At 63.1% G+C, this 16,667-nt stretch carries 15 protein-coding genes; 10 read left to right on the top strand and 5 right to left on the bottom strand.

What is annotated here, in order from left to right; translation table 11 throughout:
* Nucleotides 1-2 precede the first annotated feature (2 nt).
* The 10 genes from BLT09_RS10790 (at nucleotide 3) to BLT09_RS10745 (ending at nucleotide 9,876) form a co-directional block, all read left to right on the top strand.
* Nucleotides 3-1,115, top strand: a complete 1,113-nt coding sequence (locus BLT09_RS10790; RefSeq protein WP_091592830.1) for an ABC transporter ATP-binding protein — start codon at nucleotides 3-5, stop codon at nucleotides 1,113-1,115.
* Nucleotides 1,108-2,127 (top strand): ABC transporter ATP-binding protein, encoded by a 1,020-nt coding sequence (locus BLT09_RS10785; protein WP_091592828.1) that lies wholly within the window; start codon nucleotides 1,108-1,110, stop codon nucleotides 2,125-2,127. The genes BLT09_RS10790 and BLT09_RS10785 overlap by 8 nt, the downstream gene beginning before the upstream one ends.
* An 83-nt stretch (nucleotides 2,128-2,210) precedes the next feature.
* Nucleotides 2,211-2,813, top strand: coding sequence for a dihydroxyacetone kinase subunit DhaL (dhaL, locus tag BLT09_RS10780; RefSeq protein WP_091593008.1), 603 nt, complete (start codon nucleotides 2,211-2,213; stop codon nucleotides 2,811-2,813).
* Nucleotides 2,810-3,199 carry a dihydroxyacetone kinase phosphoryl donor subunit DhaM gene (gene dhaM / locus BLT09_RS10775; RefSeq protein WP_027151568.1) on the top strand — a complete coding sequence of 130 codons (390 nt, stop codon included), beginning with the start codon at nucleotides 2,810-2,812 and terminating at the stop codon, nucleotides 3,197-3,199. The genes dhaL and dhaM overlap by 4 nt, the downstream gene beginning before the upstream one ends.
* Before the next feature lie 21 nt (nucleotides 3,200-3,220).
* Nucleotides 3,221-3,523, top strand: a complete 303-nt coding sequence (locus tag BLT09_RS10770; protein WP_023796727.1) for an HPr family phosphocarrier protein — start codon at nucleotides 3,221-3,223, stop codon at nucleotides 3,521-3,523.
* On the top strand, nucleotides 3,507-5,093 hold the full coding sequence (gene ptsP, locus BLT09_RS10765) for a phosphoenolpyruvate--protein phosphotransferase (RefSeq protein ID WP_091592826.1): 1,587 nt from the start codon (nucleotides 3,507-3,509) through the stop codon (nucleotides 5,091-5,093). Before BLT09_RS10770 ends, ptsP begins: the two co-directional genes overlap by 17 nt.
* Before the next feature lie 8 nt (nucleotides 5,094-5,101).
* On the top strand, nucleotides 5,102-5,533 hold the full coding sequence (locus tag BLT09_RS10760; protein WP_023796729.1) for a hypothetical protein: 432 nt from the start codon (nucleotides 5,102-5,104) through the stop codon (nucleotides 5,531-5,533).
* 35 nt (nucleotides 5,534-5,568) lie between these two features.
* The gene (gene dhaK, locus BLT09_RS10755; RefSeq protein ID WP_091592823.1) at nucleotides 5,569-6,555 is read left to right on the top strand and encodes a dihydroxyacetone kinase subunit DhaK; all 987 of its coding nucleotides are present in this window, start codon (nucleotides 5,569-5,571) and stop codon (nucleotides 6,553-6,555) included.
* A 197-nt stretch (nucleotides 6,556-6,752) separates the two neighbouring features.
* On the top strand, nucleotides 6,753-8,660 hold the full coding sequence (locus tag BLT09_RS10750) for a propionyl-CoA synthetase (protein WP_091592821.1): 1,908 nt from the start codon (nucleotides 6,753-6,755) through the stop codon (nucleotides 8,658-8,660).
* 133 nt (nucleotides 8,661-8,793) lie between these two features.
* Nucleotides 8,794-9,876, top strand: a complete 1,083-nt coding sequence (locus tag BLT09_RS10745) for an acyltransferase family protein (RefSeq protein ID WP_027151563.1) — start codon at nucleotides 8,794-8,796, stop codon at nucleotides 9,874-9,876.
* A gap of 291 nt (nucleotides 9,877-10,167) precedes the next feature.
* Here BLT09_RS10745 and BLT09_RS10740 read toward each other — a convergent pair whose 3' ends face one another.
* From BLT09_RS10740 to BLT09_RS10720, 5 genes are all read right to left on the bottom strand, one after another.
* On the bottom strand, nucleotides 10,168-12,549 hold the full coding sequence (locus BLT09_RS10740; protein ID WP_091592820.1) for a polysaccharide biosynthesis tyrosine autokinase: 2,382 nt from the start codon (nucleotides 12,547-12,549) through the stop codon (nucleotides 10,168-10,170).
* A gap of 256 nt (nucleotides 12,550-12,805) precedes the next feature.
* A complete protein-coding gene (locus BLT09_RS10735; RefSeq protein WP_023796734.1) occupies nucleotides 12,806-13,702 on the bottom strand; it encodes a UTP--glucose-1-phosphate uridylyltransferase in 897 nt (298 codons plus the stop codon).
* 58 nt (nucleotides 13,703-13,760) lie between these two features.
* The gene (locus BLT09_RS10730) at nucleotides 13,761-14,729 is read right to left on the bottom strand and encodes a glycosyltransferase family 2 protein (RefSeq protein ID WP_091592817.1); all 969 of its coding nucleotides are present in this window, start codon (nucleotides 14,727-14,729) and stop codon (nucleotides 13,761-13,763) included.
* A complete protein-coding gene (locus BLT09_RS10725; protein WP_091592815.1) occupies nucleotides 14,719-15,669 on the bottom strand; it encodes a glycosyltransferase family 2 protein in 951 nt (316 codons plus the stop codon). Before BLT09_RS10725 ends, BLT09_RS10730 begins: the two co-directional genes overlap by 11 nt.
* The gene (locus BLT09_RS10720) at nucleotides 15,669-16,661 is read right to left on the bottom strand and encodes a glycosyltransferase family 2 protein (protein WP_091593006.1); all 993 of its coding nucleotides are present in this window, start codon (nucleotides 16,659-16,661) and stop codon (nucleotides 15,669-15,671) included. Before BLT09_RS10720 ends, BLT09_RS10725 begins: the two co-directional genes overlap by 1 nt.
* Between the last annotated feature and the right edge of the window lie 6 nt (nucleotides 16,662-16,667).

Here is a 16,667-nt window from a genome sequence, read left to right as displayed (position 1 = left end):
CGATGGCGGAGATCAGGGTCGAGCATCTGAGGAAGGCATTCGGCGATTTCGTCGCCGTGCAGGGTTCCAACTTCGTCGTCCGGGATGGCGAGTTCTTCGTCATGCTGGGGCCGTCGGGTTGCGGCAAGACGACGACGTTGCGCATGATTGCCGGGCTCGAACTGCCGACCGGCGGCAAGATCCTGCTCGGTGGCGAGGACGTTACCATGCGGCGTGCCCGCGAGCGCGATATCGCCTTTGTCTTCCAGCTGTTCGCGCTCTATCCGCATATGAATGTGCGCAAGAACATCGGCTTCCCGCTGCTGGCGCAAGGCACGCCAGGCATCGAAATCCGCCGGCGCGTCGAAGAGACGGCGAAGCTGTTGCGCATCGATCATCTGCTCAACAAGTCGGTCTCCGGTCTTGCCGGCGGCGATCGCCAGCGCGTGGCGCTCGGCCGCGCCATCGTGCGACGGCCAAAATGCTTCCTGATGGACGAGCCGCTCGGCACGCTCGACACCGAATTTCGCGATCTCATGGTGCATGAGCTGCGCGAACTGCACAACCGCATCCACGCCACCACGGTCTATGTCACGCATGACCAGATGGAAGCGATGTCGATGGCCGACAAGATCGCGGTTATGAACCACGGCGTCATCGAACAGTTCGGCACGCCGCGCGAAATCTATGACCGGCCGGCGACCATGTTCGTCGCCGATTTCATCGGCTCGCCGCCGATGAATTTTCTCGGCTTTGGCGGCGGGCTTTCAAAGGGCGCCAGGGAGATTGTGGTGCAAGGCGCCAAAGTGGCAGTGCCGGAGGTGCGCGAGGATATCGCGCCGGCCGACATGGCGCTCGGCATCCGGCCTGAGCACATCCGCTTCGACGACGGCTCGAAGCTGCGCGGCGCCATCTATGGCACCGAATATCTCGGCACCACGCAGATCGTCGCGGTGGAGACGTCCGGCGGCATCATCAAGGCGCGGGTGCCGGCCGAAATCCGGCTTAATCCAGGCGACCAGGTCGGCCTGGCGCTGAGCAGCACGCGGCTGTCGCTGTTCGAGAAGGGCTCCGGCCGCGCTGTGCGAACAGCAATCCATGACGGGGCTTCCCAGGGAAGAGCGCATCGTGGCTGACGTGCAGATCAAAGGCGTGACCAAGAGCTTCGGCGAACATGTCGCGGTGGACACTCTCGATCTGCACGTCGCCGACGGCGAATTCGTCGTGCTGCTCGGCCCGACCGGCGCCGGCAAGACGACGACGCTCAGACTTATCGCCGGATTGGAACAGCCGGATACGGGCTCGATCCATATCGGCGGCCGCGATGCGACAATGCTGTCGCCGGCCGAGCGCGACACCGCCTTCGTCTTCCAGCAATATTCGCTCTATCCGCATCTGTCGGTCTACGACAATCTGGCCTTTCCGCTGCGCTCGCCGGCGCGGCGGCTGAGCGAGGACGCGGTGCGCCGCCGCGTCGAGGATGTGGCCAAGATGGTGCGTATCCACCACAAGCTGAACAACCGCTCCACCAAACTTTCCGGCGGCGAGATGCAGCGCGTCGCCATCGGGCGCGCGTTGGTGCGCAAGCCCTCGATCTATCTGATGGACGAGCCGTTGTCGTCGCTCGATGCCAAGCTGCGCGCCGACCTCCGGCTCGAACTGAAGCGCATCCAGGCCGAGGTCGGCGCCACCATGCTTTATGTCACGCACGACCAGATCGAAGCGATGACGATGGCCGATCGCATCGGCATTCTTGCCGACGGCGTGCTGGCGCAGATCGGCACGCCGCGCACCATCTACTCGGAGCCGGCAAACCTTCATGTCGCCGCAAGGCTCGGCCAGCCGGCGATCAATCTGTTGCCGACCGGCCTGCTGCCGGATGGCGACATGCCGGCGGGAACCAAAACGATCGGCGCGCGTACAGAACATCTGTCGATCGGCAAGGCATCGAATGGCCCCGCCGACGGCGTTGTTAACTGGGTCGAGCATCTGGGCGACCAGAACCACCTGCATGTGACGGTGGGAAGCAGAAAGCTGGTGACGCTGACGGACCCCGACATCCAATTGGAAAAAGGCGACAGGGTGATTATCCGCTACCGGGCGCCGCTGTTCTTCGACCAGGCCGGAAACAGGATTGCAAACCGATGAGCCCCGGGACATTGGAAAAGAACGGGACACTGGAAAAGAGCGGGTCACTGGACAAGACTGCGACACTGGACAAGACCGGGACGATGGACAAGTTTGACCTGAAGACGCTGATATCCGTCACCGCCGACACGATTGCCGCTCACGCCGAAGAGCTGACTAGGCTCGACCAGGCGATTGGCGACGGCGACCATGGGCTCAACATGAAGCGCGGCTTCGAGGCAGTGCGCGCCGAGGCCGACATGTTCGCGACAAAGCCGCTGCCGGACGCTCTGAAGGCGATCGGCACCAAGCTGGTAATGACCGTCGGCGGGGCTTCGGGCCCCTTGTTCGGGACGCTGTTCATGGCGCTCGGCAAGGAAATTTCCGCAGAGCCAGATCGCGCCAACCTGATGTCGGCGTTCGGCAAGGCGATCGAGGCGGTGGCAGCCAGGGGCAAGTCGCAGGTCGGGCAGAAGACCATGCTCGACGTGCTGCAACCGGTGCATGACGCCCTGCTGCAGGGCAAGACCGGATCGGAAATCGCCGATGTCGCGGACAGTGCTGCCGATGCCACCGTGCCGATGAAGGCCTTGCGCGGGCGCGCCTCGTTTCTCGGCGACCGCTCCATCGGCCATATGGATGCCGGGGCACGCTCGACCGCGCTTCTGGTGCGGGCTGTCGCCGAGACCATCGAGGGGCAAGCATGAGCAATGTCGGCATCGTCATCGTATCGCATTCACCGCTGGTCGCCGAGGGCACGGCCGACATGGTGCGCCAGATGGTCGGCGACGAAGTGCCGCTTGCATGGTGCGGCGGAAACGGCCATGGCGGGCTGGGAACCAATGTCGAGGCGATCATGGGCGCGATCGACAAGGCCTGGTCGGAGGCAGGTGTCGCCATACTTGTCGATCTTGGCGGCGCCGAAACCAACAGCGAGATGGCGGTCGAGATGATCGGCGAGCCGCGCGCGCACAAGATCATCGTCTGCAACGCGCCGATCGTCGAGGGCGCGGTGATGGCGGCGACGGAGGCGTCCGGCGGCGCCTCGCTCAGGGAAGTGGTGGCGACGGCACACGAATTGTCGCCCTCGTGAATGAACAGGAATTTTGACTCAATGTCCGCATCGGCTGAAGCCACCGTTCTGATCACCCATGAGGTCGGCCTGCATGCGCGCCCTTCGGTGAAATTCACCAAGCTCGCCAAGACGTTTTCGGCCGAAGTCGAAGTGGCGCTCGCCGCCAACGGTCCTTGGTTCGACGCCAAGAGCATCGTCAAGGTGATGGCGGCCAAGGCGCCGAAAGGCACGGTGCTGCATATCAGAGCCAAGGGCGACGGTGCCGGCGAGGCGGTCGGCGCGCTCGTCGAGCTGGTGCGGCGCGACTTCGACGAGGGCGTGGACCATGCCCGAACCGCTTAAGCTGAAGGGAATCCCGGCTTCGGCCGGCTATGCCGAAGGGCCGCTGTTCAACCTCGACCCGGTCGTCGCGCGCTATAGAAGTAAAGCGACCGCAGCTGACGAGAGGCTCGCGCTCGAAACGGCAATCGGCACAGCGACAGGCCGGCTTGCCAAGCTGATCCAGGCAACCGAGGGCGATGCCGCCGACATTCTCGAATTCCAGCTCGCCATGCTGGAGGACGATGCGCTGACCGGCCCGGCCTTTGCCGCGATTGCCGCCGGCCAGCCGGCCGATGCGGCATGGCGGCAGGCGCTTGACGCCGAAATTGTCGGCTACGAAACGTCGGATCAGGATTATTTCCGGGCACGCGCCGCCGACATGCGCGACATCAGAGACCAGGTGCTTCGCGCGCTGACCGCGGACAGCGCGGCTGCCGCGCCGACAGGCGCCATCTTCTACGGCGAGGACATCGCGCCGACGCGCTTTCTCGAAACCGACTGGAGCGCCGGCGGCGGCATTGCGCTGAAGGCGGGCAGTACCGCCAGCCACGTCGCCATGCTGGCGCGCTCGCGCGGCGTGCCTATGATCGTGGGGCTCGGTGCTTCGCCGGCTGATCTTGCCGGCGTCGCCCTGCTCGATGCCGAGCACGGCGGCATCGTGTTGAGGCCAACAAGGGCAGAGGTCGAGGCGTTCCGGCAATCGTCGTCGTCTTTCGCGGCACGTCGCGACAGGGCGGAAACTTTTTTGACTCGGCCGGCGGTGACGAAAGCCGGCACTGCGGTGGGGGTGCAGGTCAACATCGCCGATCCGTCCGATGTCGACGGTATCGATGTCTCGACCTGCGATGGCGTCGGGCTGATGCGGACCGAGTTCCTGTTCGGCAAGACGCTGCCGGACGAGGAAACGCAGTATCGCGCCTACCGCAAGGTGCTCGAATGGGCTGAAGACAAACCGGTGACCATTCGCACCGTCGACGCCGGCGGCGACAAGCCGGTGCTGGGCTTCACCGTCGAAGAGGGCAATCCGTTTCTCGGCCTGCGCGGCATCAGGCTATCGCTGGCGAGACCGGAGGTTTTTCGGGTGCAGATCAGGGCGCTGCTGCGCGCCGCATTGCATGGCAATCTCAAGGTGATGTTCCCGATGATCGCAGTGTGGGACGAGTATCAGCGAGCAGCTGCGCTCTTCGCCGAAGAGCAGGCCGCGCTTGCCGCGCGCGGCGTCGCGCAAAAAATGCCGCCGCTCGGCATCATGGTCGAGGTGCCGTCGGTGGCGATCGCTCCTGAGGCGTTTGCCGAGGTCGCCTTCTTCTCGATCGGCTCGAACGACCTGACCCAGTATGTGATGGCGGCGGCGCGCGACAACGCGTCGGTCGCGCATCTCAATTCGATCAGGCATCCGGCCGTGCTTCGGCTGATCGCCTCGGTTGCGGCGTTCGGCCGCGCGCAAAAGATTCCGGTCAGCCTGTGCGGCGACGCCGGCGGCGATCCGGCGGCGATCCCGGCGCTGATCGAGGCCGGCCTGCGCGACCTTTCCGTGGTTCCCGCCCAGCTCGCAATGGCCAAGGCGGCCATTGCGGACGTTTCGATCTAGGCACCGGCATGGCCGAAACCAAGAAGACGCCTGAAGCCGGCTCCGAAGAGGCGATCCGCGCCTACAAGACGATCCTGTCGCAGGTCCTCGACCAGCGCCCGTCCGGCATGCGCCAGCGCCTCGCCGACGCGTTGGGCAAGCATCGCAGCTTCGTCACCCAGATTTCCAGCCCGGCCTACTCGATCCCGATCCCGTCAAAACATTTGCCGGCTATTTTCGCCGTCTGCCATTTCAGCCCGGCCGAACGCGACCATTTTCTTGCCGCCTACCATCAGGCGCATCCGGGAAAAATGTCGCTGGCATCCGGCATGCGCAAGACGCGGCATGTTTCGCTCATCGTTCCCGATTTCGGCGACGACAAACAGAACGCGGCGCTCGACAGGGCGGTCAACGATTTCATCCAGAAGATCACCAGCATCGCCGGCAAGGGCGGGACATAGTCGCGCCACGTTCAGCTATTTCGGGAGAGACGGCCATGAAGAAGTTTCTGAATTCTGTGGACACGGTGCTGACCGAAAGCCTCGACGGCTTCGTTGCCGCCCATGCCGACATCCTTGCGCTTGGCGACGAGCATAAATTCGTGCGCCGCAGGACACTCAAGCCCGGCAAGGTGGCGCTGATTTCCGGGGGCGGCTCTGGCCACGAGCCGCTGCATGGCGGGCTGGTCGGGCATGGCATGCTGGATGCCGCCTGCCCCGGCCAGGTGTTCACCTCACCGACGCCGGACCAGATGATGGCGGCCGCGGAGGCGGTCAACACCGGTGCCGGCTGCCTGTTCATCGTCAAGAACTACGAGGGCGACGTGATGAATTTCGACATGGCTGCTGAAATGTCGGAGGGTGTGATGCAAGTGGTGACCAATGACGACGTCGCGGTCGAGAACTCCTCCTACACCACTGGCCGACGCGGCGTTGCCGGCACGCTGGTGGTCGAGAAGATCCTCGGCGCCGCGGCCGAGCAAGGCATGGCGCTGAAGCCGTTGAAGGCGCTTGGCGAACGCATCAATGGCGCGACGCGCTCGATGGGCGTTGCGCTGACCAGTTGCACCGTACCGGCCGCCGGCAGGCCGACCTTCGATATCGGCGACGGCGAGATGGAATTCGGCGTCGGGATCCATGGCGAACCCGGGCGCCGCCGCGACGCGTTGAAGAGCGCCGACGCCATCGCCGAGGAGATCTGCGCGGCGATATCTGGCGATCTCGGTGACAGGGCAAAAGGCCCGGCGCTGCTTTTCGTCAACGGCTTCGGCGGCACGCCGCTGATGGAGCTCTACCTGATGTACAACAGCGCCCGGAAAATCTTCGAGAAAAACGGCGTGACGGTCGCCCGTTCACTGGTCGGGTCCTATGTGACATCGCTCGACATGGCCGGCTGCTCGATCACGCTGACCATGCTCGACGATGAGACGACCGCATTGTGGGACGCACCGGTGCATACGGCTGCGCTGCGCCGGGGGATGTAGCACGGCCAACACCGCGCCACGGCTATAGGAACAGTATTAAGCAAGCAGGCGCTTTCTACGACCTGGCCGGTTGCGGCGATAAAGCGGCGGTCACGTCCATTTCGACCAAAGCGAGGTCGCCAAGACGAATTTGCACGTGCTTGCAAAAACAGCATACGCTATTTCCAAGGACAGAAACATTCCTGGGAGAAAGCTGGATGGCGTCACGCTACCACGAGGTCTATGACGGCTGGAAACGCGATCCGGAAAAATTCTGGGCGGATGCGGCCAAGGCCATCGACTGGTTCTCGCCGTTCGAAACGGTCTTCGATGCGAATGCCGGCGTCTATGGGCGCTGGTTTGGCGGCGCCTCCTGCAACACCTGCTTCAACGCCGTCGACCGCCACGTGGCGGGTGGCCGCGCCGATCAGATCGCGCTGATCCATGACGGCGCGATTTCCGGCACGGTCAGGAAATTCACCTATGCCGAATTGAAACGCGAGGTGGTCGCGCTGACGTCGGTGCTGAAGAACCGCGGCGTCCAAAAAGGCGATCGGGTCATCATCTACATGCCGATGGTGGCGGAAGCTGCGTTTGCCATGCTTGCCTGCGCCCGAATCGGCGCCGTGCATTCGGTCGTCTTCGGCGGCTTTGCTTCGCACGAGCTCGCCACGCGCATCGACGACGCCAGGCCGAAGCTGATCATTTCCGCCTCTTGCGGCCTGGAGCCCGGGCGCGTCGTCGCCTACAAGCCGCTGCTCGACAAGGCGATCGAGATGTCGCGGCACAAGCCCGAAGCCTGCCTCATCCTGCAGCGCGATCAGCTGCGCTGCGAGCTAAGGGAGAACCACGACATCGACTATGCCGACGCCGTCGCCCGCGAGCGGGCCGCGGGCGCCAATGTCGACTGCGTTCCGGTGCTCGCCACCGATCCGCTCTACATCATCTACACGTCCGGAACGACCGGCCAGCCCAAGGGCATCGTGCGCGACAATGGCGGCCACATGGTTGCGCTGAAATGGTCGATGGAGAACGAGTTCGGCGTCAAGCCGGGCGAGGTGTTCTGGGCGGCTTCCGACGTCGGCTGGGTGGTCGGCCATTCCTACATCGTCTACGGCCCGCTGCTGCATGGCTGCACGACCGTACTGTTCGAGGGCAAGCCGGTCGGCACGCCCGACGCCGGAACCTACTGGCGGGTGATATCAGAGCATGGCGTGGTCGCGCTGTTCACCGCGCCGACCGCATTCCGCGCCATCAAGGGACAGGACCCCAAGGGCGAATTCGTCCCGAAATACGACCTGTCGAAATTCCGCACGCTGTTCCTCGCCGGCGAGCGCGCCGATCCGGAAACCATCAAATGGGCGGAGCAGAAATTGAACGTGCCGGTAATCGACCATTGGTGGCAGACCGAGACGGGCTCGCCGATGACGATCAACCCAGCCGGATTAGGGCTACTGCCGGTGAAATACGGCTCGCCCGGGGTGCCGATGCCCGGCTACGACATCCGTGTGCTCGACGATGCCGGCCACGAAGTACCGCGCGGTACGTTGGGCAATGTCGTGGTCAAGCTGCCGCTGCCGGCCGGCTGTCTGCCGACGCTATGGAATGCCGATGACCGGTTTCGCCAAGCCTATCTCGACGAATTCCCCGGCTTCTACAAGACGGCGGATGCCGGCATGATGGACGAGGACGGCTATTTGTTCGTGATGGCCCGCACCGACGACATCATCAATGTCGCCGGCCACCGGCTGTCGACCGGCGCCATGGAGGAGGTGCTGGCCGCGCATCCGGACGTTGCCGAGTGCGCTGTCGTCGGCGTCGCAGATGCGATGAAGGGCCAGGTTCCGCTCGGCTTCGTCGTGCTGAATGCCGGTGTCACGCGTGACAGCGCCACTATTGAGACCGAGGTGGTCACGCTGGTGCGCGAGCGGATCGGCCCGGTCGCCGCATTCAAGACGGTGGTCACGATCAAGCGCCTGCCCAAGACACGCTCCGGCAAAATCCTGCGCGGCACCATGCAGAAGATTGCCGACAAGGAAGACTGGACAATGCCGGCGACCATCGACGATCCGGTCATTCTCGACGAAATCACCGCGGCGCTGAAGGGACGCGGAATCGGGCTTTAGCTGTTTCGGAGCGCAGCAGGCGGATCGCGGCTTCGGACGAATTCACGAATTCATCCTGCACTGCAATCGTCTGTTGTGCAATGCAGCAATAGCCCTTAAACCTTTGCGTGGGGGGCCATTCCGAAGGCACGGCATGGCTCAGCAAAAAACAACATTCGGCGGCGTCGACATCCTGCGTTTTGTCGCCGCTGTCCTCGTGATGGTCTACCACTACGGCTTCTGGGTGTGGGCGTTCCCCGAGGGCGTTTCGGCGCGTGCGACGGGCGGCATCCCGCCGCATCCGGAAATAGGCGGACTGGTCCAATTCGGATGGGTCGGCGTCCAGATATTCTTCGTCATCAGCGGCTTCGTGATCGCCTTCAGCGCCGAGCATTCGACACCGCTGCGGTTTTTCGAGGCAAGGGTGAAACGATTGGCGCCGGCCGTCTGGATCTGCGCACCAGTCACCGCGATGGTGCTGCTTCTGGTCGATCTCAGTTGGCCGACGGACGCTGTCACCACGCTCATACGCACCGCCCTGTTCGTTCCGTTCAACCCCTGGGTCGACAGCGTCTACTGGACGCTCGGCATCGAGATCGCCTTTTATGCCATCGTCTGGATCCTGCTGCGACTCGGCCGCTTCGACCTGATGGAAGCGGTGGCAGTTGCGCTCGGCGCGATCAGCACGCTTTTCTGGTGCCTGTACTATCCATTCGACTGGACGGACCTTGCCGAGGCGCGCTGGCTCGACCTGCTCCTGGTGCATCACGGATGTTTTTTCGCGACAGGTGTGCTGTTCTGGCTGATGCGTTTCAAGGCAGTGACGCCCGCCCGCCTTGTCTTCTGCGCCTTGTTCCTGGCCGGCGGCGTGCTGCAGATCATAAGTGCTGTCGACGTCCGCAGCATCAAGGTCGAAGCCGCGATGCCCTACGGGCCGCCGATCGTCCTGTTCCTCGCTGCCATGGCGCTGATGGCGTGGTCGTTACGGCTCGACCTGTCCTGGCGCGGCTGGCGCCGGATCGGCCTGATGACCTACCCTCTCTATCTGATCCATAATGTCGTCGGCGCAGCCATTCTCGGCGCCTTGATGCGTGCGGGAGTGCCATACCTGCTTTCGGTGGTCATCGTCGGGGCGACCATGATCGCCGCGAGCTGGCTGATTGCGATCGAGGCCGAACCGCGCATCCGGCTTCTGCTCGACCACACCATCTTCCGCTACCGTCTCAAGGCGGCGTAACGCGCCAGCGTTGTCACGCCGGTTCCTGGCTGCAAACGTCCTACGGTGGAATGTCCGGCACAAAGCAGGGTGCGGACGCTTTTGCGCGACCCGTCGCGGCTCGGCGACCTGATCAAGCGAGGAAATCGACCGGCACCCTAAGGAACGTCATTCGCCACCGACCCTACCGGCTCGTGTACAGGCTGCCGGTCGTGGTCTGTTCGAGGGGCATTCGTCTTCGCTCACGACGGCCTCAGCCCGGTGTCGGCCTGACGGCGAAAGACGACGATCTGCCGGTTCTACAGGCCGGCCTCAGCTGTTCACCTTCGTCCGCGCATCCGACTTCTCCAGATAGTATGACGAATATCTGTCGAAGAATTTTTCCGAGCCGCCGATCGATCCATACTTCGCCAGCTTCTTCAAATCGACCTTGTTGAGGACCACGCCGACGATCTTATTGGCGATATAGGATTCCGAACTCAATATGGATTGCACCATCGCACGCGGCGTACGCCCCCACTCGGTCACGAGCACGAAGCCGTCGGCAAGCGGAGCAAAGGCCTTGGCATCGACCACGGGGCCGAGGGGCGGCAGGTCGACGATGATGTACTGGAAGGTCTCCTTGGCATTGTCGATGAAACGCCGCATCCCGGCCGACGACAGAAGCTCGCTTGTGTGCGAGAAGTGACCGCGCGGCACGGCGGGGACGATCGCCAGCTTGGTCTGCCGATCGATCTTGCCGACGGACTGCCAGGTCTGCCCGCTCACCACCGCTTCCATCAGGCCTTGCTCGGCCTCCATGCCAAGGCTGCGGCTGAGGCCGGGGTTACGCAGGTCGCCGTCCACCAGGAGCGTTTTCGACCCGTTGGCGGCAAGCAATCCGGCCAGATTCGCCGCCACGGTCGACTTGCCCTCGCCGGGAAGGACCGAGATCACGCCAATGACCCGGCTGCCTTGCCCTTCCATCACCACGTCGAAGGCTATCTTGGCGCTGCGCAGCGTCTCGGAAAACATCGATGCCGGGGCGTCGATGCTCACCCGCATGCGCGCTCGTCTTTCAGCCGCCGATGGTGATGGGGCGGTTTTGATATCCGCCTGACCGTCATCGCGCTTATCGTCCTTGGCGACCTTGCTGCCAATGATCGGCAGGTAGCCGAGGAATTTGAGGCCGACGCGATCGCGAACGTCTTCGCCGGTCCTGAAGAACCGCTCCCTGAACTCATTCAGGCCACCAACCCCTGCTCCCAACATCACGCCAAGCACGAGCGAAAGTCCCAGCACTATCGACGTGCGCGGGGTTGCCGCGGACTTCGGCAGCGTCGCGTCCGAGATGACGCGGATCTTGCCGACCGGGAAGGATTGCTGCTGGGAGGCTTCCTCGTAGCGGCCAAGGAACGTTTGATAGAGCGTCGAGAGCGCCGTTGCCTTCTGCTCCAGTTCGCGCAGCTTGACCTGCGACTGGTTGTCGATGGAACTCTTGCCAGCCGCTAACGCGACATTTGCACGGAGCGCCGTCTCGCGCGCGAGAGCGACTTCGTATTCGTTGCGGTAGCTTTCGGTCAATTGCTTCAGCTCGCCGAATATCTGCGCCGATATGTCGGCCCTTTCCTTGGCAAGTGCGACCGCCTGGGGATGCTCAGCCCCGAAATTGGCTTCGATATCCTGCTGCCGCTTGGCGACAGTGAGATAGCGGGTCTTGAGCGTTGAAATGATCGAGTTGCTCGGCTGGTCGGCGGATATCGCGGCGTCCCTGAATGCGTTGTCCGAACCGCTTTCGACGATCGACTTGTATTGTTGGTAGCGGGCGCTGGCGCGGGCGGTGTCGGCCTGCGCCTCAATGAGTTGGCCATTGAGGTCCGACAGTTGCTTGTCACTGATCAACTGGCCGTCATCGACGGCCAGCCCATGTTCGGCCCTGAACTTCTCGACGGCGAGCGCCGCTGCCTGGGAGCTTTCGCGAAGCTCCGTCAGCCGACCTTGCAACCAGACCGCCGCCCGCTCGGTCGCATCGAAGCTCGCATCGAGCTGATCGGCGAGATAGGCGTCGGCATAGGCTTTGGTAACCGCGGTCGCAAGTGCGGGGTCCGTGGCCTGGTAGGCGATGGAGATCACATAGCTGCGACCGATGCGCTCGGCTTGCACCTCGTCCTGCAGTTTGAGGATTGCGTAATCGCGCCGCGACGAGGCAATCATCGCGTCACGCGTCGCCGGGTCAAGCTGAGTAACGTCGGCCGTACCCACGGTGGGATTGGGACGGAAATACCGGACCACGCCGCGCACAAAACCGGCAGCCTTCGACACGGCCGACGTCGGAGGGTTCATGAAAGCGTCGTTCTGATCGAGCTTCTGCTTGTCGACGACCACCGCCGCCAGTCTCGCCGAGTGGAGTATTTCGATCTGGCTCAGAATGGCGGAGTCGGTCTGCATGCTGACCGACGCCGCCGAGACCTCGTCAACGACCTTGTTCAATCCTTCGTCGATCAGCACACGGCTCGTCGCCATGTAGGTGGGAGGCGTGGTCTGCAAATAGAGCACGCCCAGAAAAAGTCCGATGGCAGCGCATGCCGCAACCACCTTTGCCTGCCTTGCTGCCATGCCGAGCAGGCGCTCGACATCGATGAAATCGTCGGCGCTGACTGGGTCCGAACTCGGCAATGGTTTCCTCTTGTCGAGAGGAAAATTGGCATAATTCATCTTCGGTCCAATTCAAGTTTGCATCTAGAGCGGCGGTCTCTCAAGTCGAACGCGCCGCCGCTCTATTTTTGTTTGAGCCTCGGATCCCAAACCCTGTCTCCACTCGGGTCCGCTGCTCTCGTTTTCAGGCGCTAGAGCGGGAGCATCAGCATATGCCCTACGCAAGCTTCATGCCAGCCACCGCGAGACCTGGGCAGTCAAACATATCGGCATGTCTTGCGTCACCATTCATATGCTTGCTCCCAAAAAATGGGCTTTATGCGGCTTCCACCCGGCGCTCATGCAACCGGACGAACTCCTGAAGCATCTCGAAGATCGGTCCCTTCATGTCGTCGCGCGCCAGCGCGAAGGCGACATTGGCCTGGATGAACCCTTCCTTCGAGCCACAATCGAACATCCGGCCGTTGAAGGGCTGCGCGAAGAAAGCCTGGCTTTGCGCAAGGCGGACCATGGCGTCGGTCAGTTGGATCTCATTGCCGGCGCCGCGCTGCTGATTGCCGAGCAGCCCGAATATTTCAGGCTGCAGGATATAGCGGCCGTTGATGTAGTAATTCGACGGCGCATTCGCCGGAGCCGGCTTTTCGACCATGGCGGTGACCTCGAAGCCCGAGCCGACATCGGCGCCGCAGCCGACGATGCCGTATTTGCTGGTCTCGGTCGGGTCGCAGCGCTCGACGGCGATGACGTTTCCGCCGGTCTGGGCATAGAGGTCCGCAATTTCGGCGAGACATCCGCGACCGCCGAAGGACACCATGTCCGGTAACAGCAATGCGAAGGGCTCATCGCCGATGACTTCCCGGGCGCACCATACCGCATGGCCGAGACCTTGCGGTGACTGCTGCCGGATGAAGCTCGTGGCACCAGCCACGGGAAGCAGGCTTTCCAGCGCCTGAAGCTGCGCCGTCTTGCCGGTCTGCTCCAAAGTTCCGATCAATTCTGGATGCAGGTCGAAATAATCCTCGATGACCGCCTTGTTTCGGCCCGTCACGAAGACAATGTGCTCGATGCCGGCTTCGAACGCCTCGTCCACCGCATATTGCACGACAGGCCTGTCGACGACCGGCAGCATTTCCTTCGGCATCGACTTGGTCGCCGGCAGGAATCGCGTTCCAAGCCCCGCTACCGGTATGACTGCCTTCCTGACTTTCTTCATTGCATATTCCTTCTGAGGAGATCGACTTCAACCTGTCGCAGGCCGCGAAAACTATTTTTCAGCTGCCTGCACCCTTCACCTCCCCCGCACCCACGGCAAATTGCGCCGCCAACCTTCGCAGCCGAACGGCGATCGGCATGCCCATATGCCAAACCGCCGCCGGATCGCTGAGCGCCGTCCACACCGCCTTGAGTGGGGATCGCGCCTTGATGTGCTGGACCAGAGAAAGGAACGACGCCGCCTTGCGCAGGCTGCGCGTGCGCCTTGCGAAAGCGGCTGCGGCCTTCGCGTCCATCGAATGGGCTCTCGCGAAAACGAGGTCGGCCTTACGCATCGACTCGACGTGATGAAGTTCGAGCACGCGGGAAATGGAGCCGGTCCGGATATGGTAGACATAGCCGGTCGTCGGCTCGACCACGCACTTGCCGCCCTTGGCCAGAGCACTGGCCAGCAGGATGTAGTCCTCGCCGATGATCAGGCTTTCGTCATAGCGAAGCCCGTTTTCGTTCAGAAACCGGCGCTGGAAGATCGGTTTGAGATAACCGAGATTGAACCTGGATTCGAAGACCACATTGCCGGCAATATAGTCCGCCAGCGAGATTTCACTCAAACCCTCGAGATAGTCGGCCGGGAACATCGTCTCTTCGGCAACACCGTCCTCGCGAACCACCTGGAGATTGTCGACTGCGATCGCGGCGCCCGCTTTCTCGGCGCGGTCAATCATGGTGCAGATCCGCCCGGGATAGACCGCGTCGTCGGAATCGAGGACCGCCACCCACCTGCCGCGGGCAAGCTCAAGGCCGACATTCCTGGCGCCGCCTGGACCGCGGTTTTGCTCAAGTGCGACGACGCGGACGATGTCTTCGGGGTAGGATCGCGCCAGATCGAGCGTCCGGTCGCGCGACTGGTCGTCGACAACGATCACCTCCACGCTCACATCGCGCTGGGCGATGGCGCTGGCGATCGCCCGCTCGATGGTCAGCTCCGAATTGTAGGCGGCAATGACAAAGGTGACGTCAGGCTGCACGCTTGCCCCCTTCCTCCGGCGAGGGCAGGCCGTATTGGCGGATTTCACGCACGCCGACAAGACCGCTCACGACGCCGACATGCATGATGCCGCGAAGCACGCTGCGGTTCCTGCGCACGGGACTGATGGCGACCGGGATTGCCGATGCGAAACAAAAGACCGCCTTTGCCGAGGCGAGGCCGACTTGCCTGACCAACGCGAGGCCATGCGCGTCGCGCCCCAGCAGGTGTCCATGCGTCTGCCCGACGCGGAACCGGCGGCGACGGAGCCAGTCGAAAGCCGCCCTGGCGCGCGGCACCACTTCATCGACCCAGGCCTGCGGCGAAAAGGCGATGCGACCGCCGGCCTTGACCATATGGTCGAAGAATTCGGTGTCCTCGCCACCGGTCTGACCACGCGCCAGGCTGAATCGCCGGCCGCGGAGGCTGTCGGCTCCCATCCTGAGCAGGACGTTGCAGGTGTAGCCGGTGCGGATCTCGCCGCCCACCCAGACGGGCAAGGTGGAGTGAAAATCACCGCGGCGCATCCAGTTGGGCGCATCCGGCCGATAGCGCGCCCGCACTGGCCCGAGCACGGCGGCAGCGCCACTCAAGTCCGCCGTCGCAACCAGTTCGACAAGCCATCTCGAGGATGCCGTTTCGTCATCGTCGAGGAAGGCGACGAAATCCGCCGTGCTGGCGTCGAGGCAGGCATTGCGGGCGATTGAGATGTTGCGTGCCGGGCAATGACGATAGCTGATCGGCAGCTTCAGCGTCTCCGCCAGCGTCGCCACCAGCAGTTCGGCCGTTGGCCCGTCATCATTGTCGGCGACGATGACGCGGATGTCGAATCCCGAAGGCACGTCCAGGGCGGCAACAGAGCGAAGCGTGTCGGCAAGCTCCGGCCGCCGAAACGTGCAGACGCAGACGTCGACGCTGCGGTTTTTTTCGGCCACACCCATCACGCCACCCTTCTACGTTGCAATCGCGGTCCAAGCAGTTGCAGCCAGAAACCGACGGACCAGCCGAAATGCATGACCATCGCCGAAATCCCGGCAAGGGCGCTGTCCGGATTGCGCTGGCTGATCGCAATCCACACGCCATAGCCGAGACAAACCGACGCCCACACCAGAATCGGCATGACTGCCAGCCAATGCACGAAGAAAAAGGCAGAGAGAAGGACGACAGGGAACACCAGGAGCGGCACCATCTGCCGGACCTTCGGTATCATGCGGTGCTTGAGTACGTTCTTTGCCCGGCCGCGGCCATAGCCGAGATACTGGAAATAGAGGCCGGCGAGCGACGAGCGCGGGTAATAGATCATTTGCGTCTTGCCGCTCATCCAGATCCGGTAGCCGGCCTTGCGCAGCCGGTAGTCGAGTTCCGCATCCTCGTTGTGGCTGAACGTCTCGTCATAGCCGCCCACCGCCTTGAACGCCGAAATCCGCATCAGCGCATGGTGACCGTGGTCGACCCACTCTCCCGCCGAGAGATGCCGGTGCTTGGAGCCGCCCGTGCCGAGCTTGGAATTCTGTGCAGCCGCAACCGCGTTCTGCACTGTGCCGCTGCCGCTGGTCAGCATCGAGACGACGACCGAATCGGCGCCGGTGGCCAGCGCCTCTTCGATCAGCCGATCGCAATAATCCGGAGGGTAGCCGCCATGCGCGTCGATGCGAATGAAATATTCAGCCCCATCGCCGTACCTGGCGATGGCGAGATTGATCGCCGCGCTCTGGAGGCGCTTTTCATTGTCAAGAAGGATGATCCTAGGATCCTTCCTGGCGATCTCCTCGACGATCGCCCTGGTGCCGTCCGTGCTACCGCCATCGGCAACGATGATCCGGGCGCCGAGCCTTTCGGCGGCCGGTCGAAGCTCGTGAACAAGCGCACCGATGTGAGCCGCTTCGTTCAGGCACGGAATCACGATCAGGTTGGACGGCATTTCGGTCTGCATCATCGG

It is taken from the genome of Mesorhizobium muleiense (assembly GCF_900099905.1).
GTDB classification, from domain to species: Bacteria; Pseudomonadota; Alphaproteobacteria; order Rhizobiales; family Rhizobiaceae; genus Mesorhizobium; species Mesorhizobium muleiense.
This window is presented reverse-complemented; position numbering and strand designations above follow the sequence as displayed.